The organism is Agromyces sp. GL_144, from assembly GCF_057834305.1.
On record NZ_CM174399.1, the window covers coordinates 956,068 to 971,062 of the forward strand.

18 protein-coding genes are annotated in these 14,995 nt (G+C 72.5%); 11 read left to right on the top strand and 7 right to left on the bottom strand.

From position 1 onward, the window contains the following. Positions 1 to 25: 25 nt before the first annotated feature. A complete protein-coding gene (locus tag AC3IPY_RS04220; protein ID WP_489186895.1) occupies positions 26 to 1,060 on the bottom strand; it encodes an NADPH:quinone reductase in 1,035 nt (344 codons plus the stop codon). A gap of 117 nt (positions 1,061 to 1,177) precedes the next feature. On the opposite strand from AC3IPY_RS04220, the gene AC3IPY_RS04225 reads away from it, so the two are divergent. From AC3IPY_RS04225 to AC3IPY_RS04255, 7 genes are all read left to right on the top strand, one after another. Continuing rightward, positions 1,178 to 1,774: a carboxymuconolactone decarboxylase family protein gene (locus AC3IPY_RS04225; protein WP_489186897.1), complete on the top strand. Its 597-nt coding sequence runs from the start codon at positions 1,178 to 1,180 to the stop codon at positions 1,772 to 1,774. Continuing rightward, positions 1,771 to 2,646, top strand: coding sequence for an RNA polymerase sigma-70 factor (locus tag AC3IPY_RS04230; protein ID WP_489186898.1), 876 nt, complete (start codon positions 1,771 to 1,773; stop codon positions 2,644 to 2,646). Before AC3IPY_RS04225 ends, AC3IPY_RS04230 begins: the two co-directional genes overlap by 4 nt. Positions 2,647 to 2,772: 126 nt before the next feature. Beyond that, positions 2,773 to 3,027, top strand: a complete 255-nt coding sequence (locus AC3IPY_RS04235) for a BatC protein (protein WP_489186900.1) — start codon at positions 2,773 to 2,775, stop codon at positions 3,025 to 3,027. Positions 3,028 to 3,110: 83 nt separating this feature from the next. Next, positions 3,111 to 4,292 carry a cupin domain-containing protein gene (locus tag AC3IPY_RS04240; protein ID WP_489186901.1) on the top strand — a complete coding sequence of 394 codons (1,182 nt, stop codon included), beginning with the start codon at positions 3,111 to 3,113 and terminating at the stop codon, positions 4,290 to 4,292. Next, positions 4,289 to 5,218 carry a ferredoxin family protein gene (locus AC3IPY_RS04245; protein WP_489186902.1) on the top strand — a complete coding sequence of 310 codons (930 nt, stop codon included), beginning with the start codon at positions 4,289 to 4,291 and terminating at the stop codon, positions 5,216 to 5,218. The genes AC3IPY_RS04240 and AC3IPY_RS04245 overlap by 4 nt, the downstream gene beginning before the upstream one ends. Positions 5,219 to 5,267: 49 nt before the next feature. Beyond that, on the top strand, positions 5,268 to 6,638 hold the full coding sequence (locus tag AC3IPY_RS04250; protein ID WP_489186903.1) for an NAD(P)/FAD-dependent oxidoreductase: 1,371 nt from the start codon (positions 5,268 to 5,270) through the stop codon (positions 6,636 to 6,638). A gap of 10 nt (positions 6,639 to 6,648) precedes the next feature. Beyond that, positions 6,649 to 9,060 carry a cation-translocating P-type ATPase gene (locus tag AC3IPY_RS04255; protein ID WP_489186904.1) on the top strand — a complete coding sequence of 804 codons (2,412 nt, stop codon included), beginning with the start codon at positions 6,649 to 6,651 and terminating at the stop codon, positions 9,058 to 9,060. On the opposite strand, the gene AC3IPY_RS04260 is transcribed toward AC3IPY_RS04255, so the two are convergent. Further along, a complete protein-coding gene (locus tag AC3IPY_RS04260; RefSeq protein ID WP_489186906.1) occupies positions 8,993 to 9,409 on the bottom strand; it encodes a DUF7144 family membrane protein in 417 nt (138 codons plus the stop codon). The two genes, AC3IPY_RS04255 and AC3IPY_RS04260, sit on opposite strands and share 68 nt — an antisense overlap. A 10-nt stretch (positions 9,410 to 9,419) precedes the next feature. Next, positions 9,420 to 9,989 carry a TetR family transcriptional regulator gene (locus AC3IPY_RS04265; protein WP_489186907.1) on the bottom strand — a complete coding sequence of 190 codons (570 nt, stop codon included), beginning with the start codon at positions 9,987 to 9,989 and terminating at the stop codon, positions 9,420 to 9,422. A gap of 50 nt (positions 9,990 to 10,039) precedes the next feature. Between AC3IPY_RS04265 and AC3IPY_RS04270 the strand changes: the two genes are divergently transcribed. Both AC3IPY_RS04270 and AC3IPY_RS04275 read left to right on the top strand, forming a co-directional pair. Continuing rightward, on the top strand, positions 10,040 to 10,975 hold the full coding sequence (locus AC3IPY_RS04270) for an SDR family oxidoreductase (RefSeq protein ID WP_489186909.1): 936 nt from the start codon (positions 10,040 to 10,042) through the stop codon (positions 10,973 to 10,975). 70 nt (positions 10,976 to 11,045) lie between these two features. Further along, positions 11,046 to 11,519 (top strand): cupin domain-containing protein, encoded by a 474-nt coding sequence (locus tag AC3IPY_RS04275; RefSeq protein WP_489186911.1) that lies wholly within the window; start codon positions 11,046 to 11,048, stop codon positions 11,517 to 11,519. A 40-nt stretch (positions 11,520 to 11,559) separates the two neighbouring features. Here the strand turns inward: AC3IPY_RS04275 and AC3IPY_RS04280 are convergent, their stop codons facing one another. The 4 genes from AC3IPY_RS04280 to AC3IPY_RS04295 all read right to left on the bottom strand — a co-directional run bounded on the left by AC3IPY_RS04280 (position 11,560) and on the right by AC3IPY_RS04295 (position 13,605). Continuing rightward, positions 11,560 to 12,009 carry a nitroreductase family deazaflavin-dependent oxidoreductase gene (locus AC3IPY_RS04280; RefSeq protein WP_489186912.1) on the bottom strand — a complete coding sequence of 150 codons (450 nt, stop codon included), beginning with the start codon at positions 12,007 to 12,009 and terminating at the stop codon, positions 11,560 to 11,562. Between the two features lie 152 nt (positions 12,010 to 12,161). Beyond that, positions 12,162 to 12,572, bottom strand: coding sequence for a hypothetical protein (locus AC3IPY_RS04285; protein ID WP_489186913.1), 411 nt, complete (start codon positions 12,570 to 12,572; stop codon positions 12,162 to 12,164). A gap of 1 nt (position 12,573) precedes the next feature. Beyond that, positions 12,574 to 12,885, bottom strand: a complete 312-nt coding sequence (locus AC3IPY_RS04290; protein ID WP_489186914.1) for a hypothetical protein — start codon at positions 12,883 to 12,885, stop codon at positions 12,574 to 12,576. A 9-nt stretch (positions 12,886 to 12,894) separates the two neighbouring features. Next, on the bottom strand, positions 12,895 to 13,605 hold the full coding sequence (locus tag AC3IPY_RS04295) for a hypothetical protein (RefSeq protein ID WP_489186915.1): 711 nt from the start codon (positions 13,603 to 13,605) through the stop codon (positions 12,895 to 12,897). Between the two features lie 195 nt (positions 13,606 to 13,800). On the opposite strand from AC3IPY_RS04295, the gene AC3IPY_RS04300 reads away from it, so the two are divergent. Both AC3IPY_RS04300 and AC3IPY_RS04305 read left to right on the top strand, forming a co-directional pair. Then, positions 13,801 to 14,397: a dihydrofolate reductase family protein gene (locus AC3IPY_RS04300; RefSeq protein ID WP_489186916.1), complete on the top strand. Its 597-nt coding sequence runs from the start codon at positions 13,801 to 13,803 to the stop codon at positions 14,395 to 14,397. Continuing rightward, positions 14,390 to 14,992, top strand: coding sequence for a hypothetical protein (locus tag AC3IPY_RS04305; protein ID WP_489186918.1), 603 nt, complete (start codon positions 14,390 to 14,392; stop codon positions 14,990 to 14,992). The genes AC3IPY_RS04300 and AC3IPY_RS04305 overlap by 8 nt, the downstream gene beginning before the upstream one ends. Positions 14,993 to 14,995: the final 3 nt, after the last annotated feature.

The following is a 14,995-nucleotide window of genomic DNA, read 5'->3' on the forward strand; positions in this document are numbered from 1 at the left end:
GGCCGGCTGAGGCCGGCGCGACGGCTCAGGCCGCGCCGGGATCCACGTCGATGAGCACCTTGCCCACGGCGCCCGCCTCGACCGCGTCATGCGCCTCGGCCGCGCGCTCGAGCGGGAATCGGGTGAGGGGCAGCCCGGCCTCCGCGCCGACGGGCAGCGCGCCGTCGCGGAGCGCGAGGCCGATGTCCTCGGCTGCGGCCGAGAGCGCCGCCTCGCCCACCGTGTAGAGCAGCAGGAACTGGTAGCGCACGTTGAGTGCGAAGTGCCGGCGCACGTCGAGCGTCATCTCGGCGCCCCCGTCGGTGGCGTAGACCGAGATGCTGCCGTGGTTCGCGATGACGGCCGCGTTGAGCTCGGCGTTGCGGGCGGGGGAGACCTCGACGACCTGGTCGACGCCGTCGGGGGCGATGGCGCGGATGGCCGCCGCGGCGTCCTCGGTGCGGTAGTTCACGACGTGGTGCGCACCGGCCGCGGTCGCGAGTGCCGCCTTCTCGGGCGAGCTCACGGTCGTGATGACGGTGGCTCCCGACCAGCGCGCCAGCTGGATGGCGGCATGCCCGACCGCGCCGGCGCCGCCGGCGACGAGCACGGTGCGGCCGGCGAGTGCGCCGGGCCCGAGCCGCGCCGGACCGGCCTCGGAGACGGTGAGGGCGCGGTGCGCGGTCATGGCGGGCACGCCGAGCGATGCGCCGACGTCGAAGCCCGCGGCATCCGGAAGCTGCACGACATGATCGGCCGAGAGCACCGCGAACTGCTGCGCGGTGCCGGTCGGCCGCTCGTGCGCGGCGAGGTACGCCCACACCCGGTCGCCCACGGAGAACCCGGCCACGCCGGCGCCCACGGCGTCGACGACGCCGGCGCCGTCCTGGTTCGGCACGACCTCGTCGAACGGCGCGGCCTGCCCGGGCTTCGAGCCCGCCCTCGCCTTCCAGTCGGTCGGATTCACGCCGGAGACGACGATGCGCACGCGCACCTCGCCGGCTGCCGGCTCGGCCGCCTCCCGCTCGACGAGCTGCAGCACGGACGAGTCACCGGTCTTCGAGTACGCGATCGCTCTCATGCTGTGGCCAACGCACCGGGGGCCCTGAACCTTCCGCGGCCGGGCATGTCACAACCCGGCGCCGGGCGGTGTCTCCATGTCGACGGAATGATCCGTCGACGACACACTGGAGGAGACATGTCCACCGACACCCGCATCCCGCCCGCCGAGGTCACCGGCGTCTACGGCGCCCTCGTGAAGACGATGGCCCGCAAGATGATGGGCCGCGTGCCCGACTCGGTCGGCGTGCTCTGGCACCAGCGCTCGGTCATGAAGGACGCGATGGGCATCGGCCGCAAGGTCGAGGGCTGGAAGGAGCTCGACCCGCAGCTCGCGTCGTACGCCGCCATGTCGGCCGCGGCCACGGTCGGCTGCAGCTTCTGCCTCGACTTCAACTACTTCATGGCGCACGACCACGGCCTCGACGAGGCGAAGGTGCGCGAGGTGCCGCGCTGGCGCGAGTCGGCCGTGTTCACGCCGACCGAACGACGCGTCATGGAGTACGCCGAGGCTGCCAGCCAGACCCCGCCGGCCGTGACCGACGAGCTCTCCGACGCGCTGCTCGGCGAGCTGGGCCCGGCCGCACTGGTCGAGCTCGCCGCCCGCGTCGCGTTCATGAACATGAGCGCGCGCATGAACGTCGCGCTCGGCATCCACTCGGAGGAGTTCGCGGATGCCTGCGGACTGGCGCCCCTCGCAACCAGGCCGGCCCCCGAGGCGGTGTCGCCGGCATGACCGACGATCCGTTCCTCACCCACCGCGGGCTGCTCTTCACCGTCGCCTACGAGATGCTCGGCTCCGCGGCCGACGCCGAGGACGTGCTGCAGGAGTCCTGGCTGCGGTGGGCCGAGGTCGATCGGTCGACGGTGCGCGAGCCGCGCGCGTACCTCGTGCGCATCGTCACGCGGCAGGCGCTGAACCAGATCCGCACGCAGGCGAGGCGCCGCGAGGAGTACGTGGGCGAGTGGCTGCCCGAACCGCTGCTGACGAGTCCGGATGTCGCCGACGACGTCGAACTGGCCGAGAGCCTGTCGATCGCGATGCTCACCGTGCTCGAGACGCTCGGCCCGACCGAGCGCGCCGTGTTCGTGCTGCGCGAGGTCTTCGACGTGCCGTACGACGAGATCGCGGGAGCCGTCGACAAGGAGCCCGCCGCGGTGCGGCAGATCGCGCATCGGGCGAAGACGCATGTCGCCGCGCGCCGCCCGCGCGTCGAGGTCGCCAGGTCCGAGCACGAGCAGGTGGTCGGGCGGCTGCTGGCGGCGCTCGCGAGCGGCGACGTGCAGGGCCTCATGGACGTGATGGCCCCCGACATCGTCTCGGTCGCCGACGGCGGCGGCAAGGTGCACGGCGCGGCCCGCCGCCCGATCGTGGGATCCGAGCGACTGGCGCGGTACCTCGTGGGCGGCTTCTCGAAGGCCGCGGGCGAGGTCGTCATGTCGATGGCGCAGGTGAACGGCCAGCCGGGCGTGCGGATCGAGGTCGACGGACGGCTCGTGGGCATCGTCAGCTTCACGGTCGAGCGCGGGCTCGTCACGCGCATCTACTCGATCGCGAACCCCGACAAGCTGGCGCATTTCGACGTGGAGGCCTCGTTGGCCCGCTGACCGGGGCCGGTCGCGCGCGGTCGCGACCGGCCGTCTGTCAACCCATGGCCGCCGCGCGACGCGCTCGATACGCTGCCCGGAGACGGGCCGCGGCGCTGGGTCGCGGCGATCGAGAAGGGGGACGCCATGTCCATCGGAGACGAAGACATCACGCTCGAGCCGAAGGACGGCCGCGAGGGCATCGCCGAGCCGGAGAACGGCCGACAGGATCTCTCCGAGCCGAACTCGACCGACCAGGGCGGCGAGGGCGCGGCCGACGGCGGGGCCAACCCGCACGGGCACGACGGCGGCGCGGACGGTTCGGCGGATGCCGGCGAGGGAACGGCCGACGGCGGCGCGAACCGCGAGGGGCACGACGGCGGCGCCGACGGATCGGCCTGATGGCGGCAGCGGAGCCCGCGTCGGCTCGGCCGGCCCCCTCGCGGCCGGCACCCTCGCGGCCGGCGCTGTCGCGATGCGTCGGCATGCCCGTTCGGCAGTTCGCCGACGAGGTCTGGGCCACGACGGCCCTGCTCTCGCGGGCGGCCGAGCTGCCGCTGGGCTTCGACGACCTGTTCAGTGCCGATGCGGTCGACGAGCTGATCACGCGCCGGGGCCTGCGCACCCCGTTCATCCGCATGGCTCGCGACGGCGCGGTGCTGCCGGCCTCGGCGTACACGGCCTCGGGCGGCTACGGCGCCGAGGTCGGCGACCAGGTCGCGAGCGAGAAGGTGCTCGACCGATTCGCCGACGGCGCCACGATCGTGCTGCAGGGCCTGCACCGGCTGTGGCCGCCGATCATCGACTTCACACGGGAGCTGGCCGACGAGCTGCGGCATCCGGTGCAGGTCAACGCGTACATCACTCCGCCGTCGGCGCAGGGATTCGATGCGCACTACGACACGCACGACGTGTTCGTGCTGCAGATCTCTGGCGAGAAGCACTGGCGCATCCACGCACCCGTGCACGTCGACCCGCTGAGCTCGCAGCCGTGGAGCGAGCACGCCGACGAGGTCGCGGCCGCCGCCCTCGAGCCGCCGGTCATCGACGCCGTCCTGCGACCGGGCGACGCGCTCTACCTGCCGCGCGGATGGATCCACTCCGCGACCGCCGGCGGCGACGCCACCTCTGTGCACCTCACGATCGGCATCTCGGCGTACACCCACGCCGACGTCGTGACCGAGCTCCTCGCCCGCATCGGCGAGAGCGAGCGCCTGCGGGCCTCGTTGCCCCTCGGCGTCGACCCCGACGACCACGGGCAGTCCGGCGCCATCCTGCGCGAGACGATCGACGGGCTGGTCGACCTGCTCCAGCGAGCGGATGCCGCGGGCACGGCCTCCGCGCTCGCGCGACGCTTCGAGCGCGACATCCGCCCCGAACCGCTCGCACCGCTGGCCACGCTGGCCGCGATCGCGGAGCTCGACGCGGCATCCACCGTCCGCTGGCGCGCATCGCTGGCGGCGCATGTCGAGGCGACCGGCGATCGGGTCCGACTCGTGTCGCGCGCGAAGACGCTGTCGCTGCCGATCGAGGCGGAGGCCGCCGTGCGGCGCCTGGTCGAGGGCGGGCCCGTCGTCATCGGCGACCTGCCGGGACTCGACGCCGAGAGCGCGGTCGTCGTCGCGCGCCGGCTCGTGCGCGAGGGCTTCGCGGTGTCGCCGGCGTGAGCCTCGCGGCCGAGCCCTCGACGCTCTCGACGCCATGGGCGCCGTGCAGCGACCGTGCCCGCGAGCGAGCAGATCCGCTCGCGGGCACGGCGCCGCGCGGCATGCGCTGGCTGCTCCTCGAGGTCGCGACGAGCTGGGGTCCGAACGCGCTGCTCGATGCGCCGTTCGACCGTGAGGTCGGGCGCCGGCTCGTGCGCCGTGCGGAGGCGGCCGACCTGCGGATCCTCGCGATCCGCCGACCGGGGCGTCGCACGCCGCCACCCGTGCAGCGCTGGGCGGTCGTCGATTCCCGGCCCGGCAGCGAGTCGATCGCCTGGGGTGAGGCGACGGATGCCGCGGAACTGCTCGACCTGCCGCTCGACGGCTCGGCGGGCACGGCCTCGAGCGAACCCGTCTACGCGGTGTGCGCACATGGCCGCCACGATCGATGCTGCGCCGTGCGGGGTCGCCGCGTCGCCGCCGCGCTCGCCGCGGCGAGGCCCGAGCAGACCTGGGAGTGCTCGCACGTCGGCGGCGACCGGTTCGCCGGCACGATGGTCGTGTTCCCGCACGGCCTCTACTACGGGTACGCCGACGACGGCGATCCGAGGCGCATCGCCGATGCGTTCGACTCGGGCCTCGTGGTGCCCGATCGCCTGCGCGGGCGCAGTTCGCTCAGCCACGCAGTGCAGGCCGCCCAGCACTATGCGCGGCGAGCGTTCGGCGACGACCGCATCGTCGCGTACCCGCCGATCGAGGAGGTCGCGACCGCCGACGGATGGCGCGTGCGCCTCGCGGTCGACGGCGACCCCACCGGGGACGGCGCCGACGCCTCGATCGTCGTCGACCTCGTCGAGGAGGCCTCGCCGCCGCTGCTCTCCACCTGCGCGGCGACGCGGCCGGTCCGGGTGCGGCAGTACGCCCTGCGGCGAATCGTTTCCTCCTAGGCTGGGCAGGCGTCGATTCGACAGGAGCGCACATGACGGAGCATCACCGATGACGCAGAACGGCGGCGTCTCGTTCTGGCTGCAGCAGGTCGGCCTGCCCTCGCCCCGCCCGGCGCTGCCGGGCGACCTGTACGCAGATGTCGCGATCGTCGGCGCCGGCTACACGGGACTCTGGGCGGCGTACTACCTCAAGCGCGACCAGCCCGACCTGCGCGTCGCCGTGCTCGAGCGGCGCTTCGCCGGCTACGGCGCCTCGGGACGCAACGGCGGGTGGCTCACCAACTCGGTCACGGGCGGGCGCGAGCAGTATGTGAAGCGCCATGGGCGCGACGCCGCGATCGCCCAGCAGGTCGCGCTCAACGAGACCGTCGACGAGGTGATCACGGTCGCCGCGGCCGAGGGCATCGACGCCGACATCCACAAGGGCGGCGAACTCACCATCGCGAACACGCCCGCGCAGCTCGGCCGGCTGAAGGCCTTCGCCGCGTCGGAGCAGTCGTGGCCGGCGACCGACCTCGAGCTGCTCGACGCCGCGCAGAGTTCGGCGCGCGTGAACGTGGCGGGCACCCTCGGCGGTGCGTGGCATCCGCATTGCGCGCGCGTGCACCCCGCGAAGCTCGCGCTCGGGCTCGCCGAGGCGGTCGAGCGCCTGGGCGTCACGATCTACGAGAACACGACCGTCACCGAGATCCGCGAGGGCGAGGCGCGCACCGACCACGGCACCGTGCGCGCCGCGCACATCCTGCGCGCGACCGAGGGCTTCACGCCCGACCTGCAGGGCGAGCACCGCACCTGGCTGCCCATGAACTCCTCGCTCATCGTGACCGAACCGCTCGCGGCATCCGTCTGGCAAGACCTGGGCTGGAACGATCGCGACACGCTCGGCGACATGGCGCATGTCTACATGTACGCCCAGCGCACCGCCGACGACCGCATCGCATTCGGCGGCCGCGGCGTGCCCTACCGCTACGGCTCGCGCGTCGATCAGGACGGCCGCACGCAGCCGCGCACGATCGAGAGCCTCACGGCACTGCTCACCCGCTTCTTCCCGGCAGCGGCGGATGCCTCGATCGATCACGCCTGGTCGGGGGTGCTCGGCGTTCCCCGCGACTGGGCCGCGACCGTCGTGCACGACCGCTCGACCGGACTCGGCTGGGCCGGAGGCTACGTCGGCACCGGGGTGACGGCGACGAACCTCGCCGGCCGCACGCTGCGCGACCTCGTGCTCGGCCACGACACCCCGCTCACCCGACTGCCGTGGGTGGGTCATCGCGCGCGCAGGTGGGAGGTCGAGCCGCTGCGCTGGCTCGCGGTGCAGGCGATCTACGGCGCGTACCACGCGGCCGATCGCGCCGAACTGCGCGGCCGAGCGACCACGTCGCCGATCGCGCACGTCGCCGACCTCGTCGCGGGGCGCTGAGGGGCCGGCCATGACCGCGACCGACCTCGAGACCCCGACCGGCCTCACCGCCGCCGAGGTCGCCGAGCGCACAGCCGACGGCCGCTCGAACGCGTTCACGCAGCAGTCGAGCCGCAGCGTCGCGAGCATCGTGCGGGCGAACGTGCTCACGCTGTTCAACGGCATCATCGCCGCCTGCTTCCTCGTGCTGCTGCTGCTCGGCCGCTGGCAGGACGCCCTGTTCGGCATCAGCGCCATCGCGAACACGGTCATCGGCTCGGTGCAGGAGTTCCGCGCGAAGGCCGCACTCGACAGGCTGGCGCTGCTGCACGCGCCTCGGGCGCGCGTGCGCCGAGACGGCGGGGTGAGCGAGGTCGCCGTCGCCGAGGTCGTGCTCGACGACGTGCTCGTGCTGCGCGCGGGCGATCAGGTTCCGGCCGATGCCCGCGTCGCGGCATCCGCTCACCTGCAGCTCGACGAGTCGATGCTCACCGGCGAGTCCGACGCGGTCGACAAGGTGCCGGGCGACGAGGTGCTCTCGGGCTCGGTCGTGATGGCGGGCGAGGGCGAGGCCGTCGTGGTGCGGGTCGGGGCCGACTCGTTCGCGAACAAGCTCGCCGCCGAGGCGAAGAAGTTCTCGCTCGTCGCGAGCGAGCTGCGCTCCTCGATCGACAGGGTGCTGCGCGTCGTGAGCTGGATCGTCGGGCCGATCGCCCTGCTCGTGTTCAACGCGCAGATGTTCGTGTTCGGCGGCTGGGAGCAGGCCCTCGAGTCGGGCGACTGGCGCCAGGCCGCCGTGAACACGATCGCCGCGCTCGTGGCGATGATCCCGCTCGGCCTCGTGCTCATGACGAGCATCGCGTTCGCGGTCGGCGCGGTGAAGCTCGCGCGGCAGCAGGTGCTCGTGCAGGAGCTCGCGGCCGTCGAGGGGCTGGCGCGCGTCGACCTCATCTGCCTCGACAAGACGGGCACGCTCACCGAGGGCAGCATCGTGTTCGACGCGGAGCACCCCATCACGGATGCCTCGGGCTGGCGCCACGTGCTCGCCTGGTACGGCGCCGACCCCGACGCGAACGCCACCGCCCGCTGCCTCGCCGAGCCCTACGACGAGGTGCCCGCCGCCGCGCCGGTCGCCCGCATCCCGTTCTCATCGGCCCGCAAGTGGAGCGCGGTCGAGTTCGCCGCGGGCGGTGACGCCGAAGGCAGCGGGGCCGCGGGCAGCTGGGTGCTCGGCGGGCCCGAGATGGTCTTCCCCGACGACCGGCTCGCGGGCGACGCACGTGAGCTCGCGGCATCCGGCCTTCGCACGCTCGTGCTCGCGCACGGCCGTGAGCCGCTCGACGAGGAGACCGAGCTGCTGCCCGGCGACCTCGAGCCGGTCGCGCTCGTCACGTTCCGCGAGCGCATCAGGTCGGATGCCGCGGAGACGCTGGCGTACTTCGCCGAGCAGGACGTCGCCGTGCGCATCATCTCGGGCGACAACCCCGACACCGTCGCCGCGATCGCCAGGAGCGTCGGCCTCGACGCGCCGACCGGATACGACGCGCGGCAGCTGCCCGAAGACCCGGTGCAGCTCGCCGCGGTGCTGCGCAACCACCTCGTCTTCGGCCGCGTGACCCCGCAGCAGAAGAAGGCCATCGTCGTCGCGCTGAAGCAGGACGGGCACACGGTCGCGATGACCGGCGACGGCGTCAACGACGCGCTCGCGATCAAGGAGGCCGACATCGGCATCGCGATGGAGTCGGGGGCGTCGGCGACGAAGGCGGTCGCGCGCATCGTGCTGCTCGACGGCAGGTTCTCGCATCTGCCCGGCGTGGTCGCCGAGGGCCGCCAGGTCATCGCGAACATCGAGCGCGTCTCGATGCTGTTCCTCACGAAGACGGTCTACGCGACCGGGCTCGCGGTGCTGTTCGGCGCGTTCGTGCTGGAGTTCCCGTTCCTGCCCCGCCAGCTCTCGGTCATCGACGGCCTCACGATCGGGCTGCCCGCGTTCTTCCTCGCGCTCATGCCGAACGCCAGACGCTACGAGCCGGGGTTCCTGCGGAGGTCGCTGAGCTTCGCGATCCCGGCGGGCATCGTCATCGCGGTGGCGCTGCTCGTCTACAGCTGGGCGGCGACGCAGGCCGGCATCGGCGAAGACGAGCTGCGCACGGGGTCGACGCTGCTGCTCACGATCATCGGCCTCTGGGTGCTCACGGTGCTCTCGCGCCCGATCGACGGCTGGAAGATCCTCATCATCGGCTCGATGATGATCGGCCTGATCCTCGTCTACTCGGTGCCGCTCGTGACCGAGTTCCTGATGTTCGAGGACCCGACCATCGTGACGGCGGCGCTCGTGCTGCTCGTGTCGGTCGTGAGCATCGCCGCGATCGAGGTCATCCGGTACGCGCACCTTCGGTACGTGCGAAGAACCGTGCGGTTCGACCCGTCCACAGCACCGTGACGGCGGATGCCGCGAGCACGAGTTCGACGTACAGGAACCACTGATCGGGCGAGGCCACCACGCTGACCACGTCGAGCGCGATCGAGATGCCGAGCAGCACGGTCACGAGCACGCGCGCGTCGCGGCGCGCCCGGGTGAGGCCCGACGCGATCGTGATCATGAACAGGCCGAGCAGGATGCCGCAGGCGCCCACGATGGTGACGACGAACCGCTCGGTCTCGGAGGTGTCGGGCAGGTAGCGGCCGAACATCAGCGCGATGCCCGCGATGACCTGCACGACGCCGTTGAGGTAGCCGAGCACGACGGCGACGATGAGCTCGGTCGGCGGACGCGGCGCACGCGTGGTCATAGGGGCGACCCTAGCCGACCCGCTCGTCGACCACGGCCCGCAGGTCGCGGTGCGCCGCCCGGATGCAGTCGGGAAGCGACGCCCCGTCGTCGAGGAGCCAGCGGGCGAAGCCGACGTGGAAGAGCGCGACGCCGGCGGAGGCCGCGACCTCGGCGGCGGCGTCGGGAGTACCGCGCTCGCGGAGCGCGGCCGCCGAGGCCAGCCGGAGGCGTTCGAGCTTGAGCAGCTCGCGCTCCTGCAGGCTCGCGTCGGAGGCGATGACCGCGGCCCGCTGCACGGAGAAGGCGCGGTCGCCCTCGATGAGCGTGCCGGCCGCGGCGAACGCACCGACCATGGTCTCGAGGACCGGCAGGTCGTCGGGTGCGGCGGCGATGGCGGCGACGACGGCCTGCTGCAGCCCCCCGGAGCGGTCGAAGAGCACCTCGCGCTTGTCGGTGAAGTAGCGGAAGAACGTGCGCTCGGTCACGCCCGCTCGTTCGGCGATCGCGGCGACGGTCGTCTGCTCGTAGCCGCGCTCGCCGAAGAGTTCGAGCGCCGCCCTGCCGAGTCGCTCCTGCGAGCCGCCTTCCCATCGTGCCATGGGTTCAGTCTAGGTGATGACAGATGCTGACATCGGTGCTATCCTGAGTGATGTCAGGCTATGACATCACGAGCCTGACAGGAAAGGACACCACCATGAACCTCTTCGTCACCGGTGCATCCGGCTGGATCGGATCCGCCGCCGTCGCCGAACTCCTCGCCGCAGGCCACCGGGTCGTCGGGCTCGCCCGCTCCGAGGCATCCGCCGCCGCCATCGAGGCGCAGGGCGCCACCGCCGTTCGGGGCACGCTCGCCGACCTCGACACGCTGCGCGAGCAGGCCGCCGCCGCCGACGGCGTGCTGCACCTCGGCTTCGTGCACGACTTCAGCGACTACCAGGCCGCCGGCCGCACCGAACGCGCCGCCATCGAGACCTTCGGCGACGCGCTCGAGGGCTCGGGCAAGCCGCTGCTCTTCGCCTCGGGCATGGTCGGGCTCGCCGACGGCCGACCCTCCACCGAAGCGGATGCCTCGCCGCACAGCACGCCCGAATCCCCGCGTGGCGGCGGCGAGACGCTCGCCCTCGGGTTCACCGAGCGCGGCATCCGCTCGGTCGCCCTGCGCTTCGCCCCGACCGTGCACGGCGTCGGCGACCACGGCTTCATGTCCGCGCTCGTCGGCATCGCGCGCGATCGCGGCGTCGCGGGCTACCTCGGCGACGGCGCGAACCGGTGGCCGGCCGTGCACCGCCTCGACGCCGCGCACCTCGTCGCCCTCGCCGTCGACGGCGCGCCGGCCGGCAGTCGCGTGCACGCGGTCGCCGAGGAGGGCATCGCCACGCGCGAGATCGCCGAGGCCATCGGCCGCGGACTCGGCCTGCCGACCGCGTCGATCGCGCCGGATGCCGCGGCCGAGCACTTCGGCTGGGTCGGAGGCTTCTTCGGCGCCGACATCCCGGCCTCGAGCGAGCAGACTCGCGCGCTGCTCGGATGGGAGCCGACGCACCCCACCCTGCTCGAGGACCTCGCCGCGGGCGCGTACTTCTGAGTCGTTGCACGAGGAGCGGATCGTTCGCAAGGGCTGGCCGGGTCGCGGCATCCGGGCATAGCTTCAGAACATGAGCATCGACAACGGACCTCAGCCGAACGTGTTCGACCTCGAGACGGCGACGAAGCAGAACGCCACGTATCGCACGGTCGCCTGGAGCGGAAAGTACCTGCAGGTGACCCTCATGTCGATTCCCGTGGGGGAGTCGATCGGGCTCGAGGCGCACCCCGAGACCGACCAGTTCCTGCGGCTCGACGCGGGCCGCGGCCTCGTCAAGATGGGTCCGGCCGAAGACGACCTCCCGCTCCAGCAGGAGGTCTCCGACGGCTGGAGCATCCAGGTGCCGGCGGGCACCTGGCACGACGTCGAGAACATCGGCGACGAGCCCATGCGCCTCTACGTGGTCTACGCACCGGTGCACCATGCCGCGGGCATCGTGCAGGCCACCAAGGAGGACGCCGACCGCGATGAGGAGGCCGGCGTCGACGAACCGCCGGCCTGGAGCGTGCAGCCCCCGGGCGGCCAGCCCGACGAGCACGCCTGAGTCGAGGCGCGATCAGCTCGCCGGCGTCAGCTCAGCGCGGTCAGCTCAGTGCTGTCAGCTCGAACACCGGATGCCGATCGGCCTCGGCGGCGAAGGCCTCCGGGGCGTCGTCGGGCTTCGCCGTGAAGTAGGGCAGCACGAGCGGGGCGACCGCGACGTAGCGCTTCAGCACCGGTCCGATCTCGTCGGGTCGGGCCTCGCGTGCGGCGAACCTCCGGCTCGCGCGGCCGCGCGAGAGCCGCACCTCTGGGGCGGCTCGCACGTTGTGCACCCACGCGACCGTGCCGTACGGCGAGACCAGCCACACCGACCCGCCGACCTCGATGGGCGTGACCGGCATCGAGCGGAGCTCGCCGCTCTTGCGGCCGCGCACCGAGAGCACCGAGGTCTTCGGGATCAGGCCGGCGCGGGCCAGCACTCGCATCACGGCGTTCGCGGCCTTCATGGCGCCGTTCGGCTCGTACTTCTTCGGTGCATCCTGTTCGCTCATCGTGTTCCTCCGATCCGGTTCGCGGTTCTCGAAGTCTCATTGCCGGTCACGAGTGCCTCAAGGGGGTTGCGCCCGGAGGCCTCGGCTTGCAGCCGGGGCGCCGGGAGCCGGGCGGTGGGCGTCGGGCGGTGCGTGCCGGGCGTTGGGCGGCGCTATGCCGAACCGTCGCGCGGGCGGGGACCGTCCACGAGTCGCCGGATGCCGGCGCGGGCGAGCATGAGCACGACGATCAGCAGCGTGACGGAGAGGAATCCGCCGAGCTGCACGGCGTCGCCGAACACCAGGTCGGTGATCCACAGGATCAGGAACTTGCTGCCGCCGCCGAGCAGCATCAGCAGGGCGACGTTCGCCACCCTGCGCGCCGCCGTGCGCGACGCGCGCATGCGGTCGAGGATCCGGGTCTTCAGGACGGCGATGACCTCGAGCGCGAGCTTGAACAGCACTGCGGTGAGCAGCGACACGAGGAACGACTCGGCGATCACGTCGGGGAAGAACTGCGTGAACAGGCCGAGCACGACGAGGTAGACGAACACGTCGACGACATCGACGGCACGGATGCGCACGTTACGCCGAACCGCTCGGGCGAAGGCGTCCACGCAGGAACGGCAGCACCGGGGCCCGGTACACGAGGGCCGGCGCATGCCGCGGCTCGAGCGCGAACTCGGCCTGGCCGAAGCGCCAGACACGGTTGAAGAGGAACACGCCGATCGTCACCGACTCGTCGGTCGGAACCTGCCAGGTGCCGACGCCCCATTGCGCCGGATGTCCGAGCCCGCCGATCACGAGCGTCGGCCTCACGCCCCGGTGCAGCGCGAACCACGGCCGGTGCAGGGTGAGTTCGATGCGGCGGGTCGTCTTCGCCCTGGAGTCGGTCACCCGCCAAGGCTAGCCGTGATCCTCGGGAAGCCGGGGCGCAGAGGATCGGAGCGCAGGGGATCGGAGTGCAGAGGATCGGAGTGCAGAGGATCGGAGCGCGGAGAGCCGGCGGAACGGGATGCTCGACGCCGCGATGAGCACGCACATGAGGGCGAGGTCGAACACGGCGATCCATGCACCGCGCGGCAGCGTGAGCGCGAGGGTGCTTCCGCGCACGAGCGGGCCGGTCAGCAGCGCGCCCACGAGCGAGATGCCGAAGGCCAGGATGCCGCAGACGATCCGGGCCCAGGTCGGGCGCCCGCCTCCGAGCGCCCAGCCGCCGACGATCGCCGTGAGCGCCACGAGCACGGCGCCGCCGCCGAGGCCCTGCGTCACGAAGTCGACGAGCGCCCCCGGCTGCAGCATCGGGGCGATCGCGAAGGCCAGCGGGGAAGCCGCGCACCAGCGCAGCATCCGTCGTTCCCGAGCGGATGCCGCGGGGCCGACGCTCGAGGCCCATCCGACCGCCGCGCCCACGACCAGCCCGGGCAGCAGCACGGCCTCGAACGTCGCCCAGCTGACGACGGACATGGGCCCGCTGAGTTCGGCCATCCACGCGCGCAGGGCGCCCGCCCACGCGAGGCCCGCAGTCGCCCCGACGACGACGCGCGCCCATCGTTGTCGTCGCGGCATCCGCTCGCTGTCCGTGTCGCCCACGTCGGCGACGATGCGCTCGGTCATGGCTCCTCCTCGGTGGAACGGTGACGACCGGTACGGTACGCCGAGTCGCGTCGTGCGGCATCCGGGCGGTCACGGATGTCCCGTGAGGTCGGCTCCGTGAGGTCGACTCCGTGAGGTCGGCCCCGTGACATCCGCCCGCGAGGCCGGCCCGTGACATCCGCCGGCCTTCGGCGCATGCTGGAGGACATGGGAACCGTGACGATCTCATTCGAAATGACGCTCGACGGGGTGTTCGACCAGATGGACCAGTGGTTCGACGAGCACGATCCCGGGCTGGAGCGGGCCTCCGACGCCCTCGTCTTCGGTGCCGACGCGGTGCTGATCGGGCGGGAGAGCTACGAGTTCTTCCGCGAGTACTGGCCGAAGCAGACGGACGATCGCGGCTTCGCGGCGCACTACAACGCGCTGCCGAAGTTCGTCGCCTCGCGAACGCTGACCGGGCCGCTCGACTGGAACGCGACGCTCATCGAGGGCGACGTCGCCGAGGCGGTGCGCGCGCTGCGCGATCGGTACGGCTCGATCATCTCGCACGGCTACGGCGAGCTGGCCGCGACCCTCGTCGACGCGGGCCTGGTCGACGAGGTGCACGTCGGCATCCATCCGTTCCTCATCGGCGACGCCGAGGTCCGGCTGCGCTCGCCGCATCCGGTCGGGCTCCGGCTGCTCGGCGTCGAGTCGTACGAGTCGGGCATCATCGCCGCGAGGTACGCGCCGGGGTCGCAGGCGGGGTCGTCGGCGGGGACGCCGGCTGGGGCGCCGGCTGGGGCGCCGGCTGGGTCGCGGCATGCATGAGGTCGGCAGGCTCGATCCCGACGAGTTCTGGTCGGTGCTCGACGACACCGACGGCGAGGTGCGCCGCGGATTCGCCGATCGACCGGCCTACACGGTGAGCGGATGGCACGGCGCGACGATGCTCGGCGAGTGGTCGTTCGGCAGCGGCATCCGCGCGGTGACGTGTATCGCCGATGGCGTGCTCACGGCCGAGACCGGGCCGCGCGTGGAGGTCATGGTCGACGACCTCGAGCCGCGGGCGTTCGTCGCCGAGCGGCGGGCGTTCGCCGCCTCCGCTGCGGGCAGTGATGAACGGCCGCCTAGGTCGCTGCCTGGGTCGCTGCCTGGGTCGCCGCCGGCGAGGTCGCCGTTCGCCGTCGGTCCGTCGGCGCCCGATGAGATCATCGACATCCCGGTCGACGGCGTGGCCGAGCCGTTCGAACTCTGGGTCGACGGCGATCGAGCCTGGGCCGCCGGACGCATCGGCCCGGCCACCGTGGTCGTCGTCGCGATCGGGCATCCGATGGCGGATGTCGCGCTCGAGCGAGTGCTCGACGTGGAGCCGTTGCTCGCCGCGCGGCGGCGGTGGATCAGGGCGATGCGGAGCGGGGTCTGACGC

Bases quoted from the DNA above. Each gene is read 5' to 3' on its own strand.
- AC3IPY_RS04270 (WP_489186909.1), top strand. From the start codon at position 10,040: ATGTCAGGCTATGACATCACGAGCCTGACAGGAAAGGACACCACCATG.
- AC3IPY_RS04305 (WP_489186918.1), top strand. From the start codon at position 14,390: ATGCATGAGGTCGGCAGGCTCGATCCCGACGAGTTCTGGTCGGTGCTC.
- AC3IPY_RS04275 (WP_489186911.1), top strand. From the start codon at position 11,046: ATGAGCATCGACAACGGACCTCAGCCGAACGTGTTCGACCTCGAGACG.
- AC3IPY_RS04250 (WP_489186903.1), top strand. From the start codon at position 5,268: ATGACGCAGAACGGCGGCGTCTCGTTCTGGCTGCAGCAGGTCGGCCTG.
- AC3IPY_RS04260 (WP_489186906.1), bottom strand. From the start codon at position 9,409: ATGACCACGCGTGCGCCGCGTCCGCCGACCGAGCTCATCGTCGCCGTC.
- AC3IPY_RS04225 (WP_489186897.1), top strand. From the start codon at position 1,178: ATGTCCACCGACACCCGCATCCCGCCCGCCGAGGTCACCGGCGTCTAC.
- AC3IPY_RS04235 (WP_489186900.1), top strand. From the start codon at position 2,773: ATGTCCATCGGAGACGAAGACATCACGCTCGAGCCGAAGGACGGCCGC.
- AC3IPY_RS04265 (WP_489186907.1), bottom strand. From the start codon at position 9,989: ATGGCACGATGGGAAGGCGGCTCGCAGGAGCGACTCGGCAGGGCGGCG.
- AC3IPY_RS04280 (WP_489186912.1), bottom strand. From the start codon at position 12,009: ATGAGCGAACAGGATGCACCGAAGAAGTACGAGCCGAACGGCGCCATG.
- AC3IPY_RS04255 (WP_489186904.1), top strand. From the start codon at position 6,649: ATGACCGCGACCGACCTCGAGACCCCGACCGGCCTCACCGCCGCCGAG.
- AC3IPY_RS04295 (WP_489186915.1), bottom strand. From the start codon at position 13,605: ATGACCGAGCGCATCGTCGCCGACGTGGGCGACACGGACAGCGAGCGG.
- AC3IPY_RS04230 (WP_489186898.1), top strand. From the start codon at position 1,771: ATGACCGACGATCCGTTCCTCACCCACCGCGGGCTGCTCTTCACCGTC.
- AC3IPY_RS04220 (WP_489186895.1), bottom strand. From the start codon at position 1,060: ATGAGAGCGATCGCGTACTCGAAGACCGGTGACTCGTCCGTGCTGCAG.
- AC3IPY_RS04240 (WP_489186901.1), top strand. From the start codon at position 3,111: ATGCCCGTTCGGCAGTTCGCCGACGAGGTCTGGGCCACGACGGCCCTG.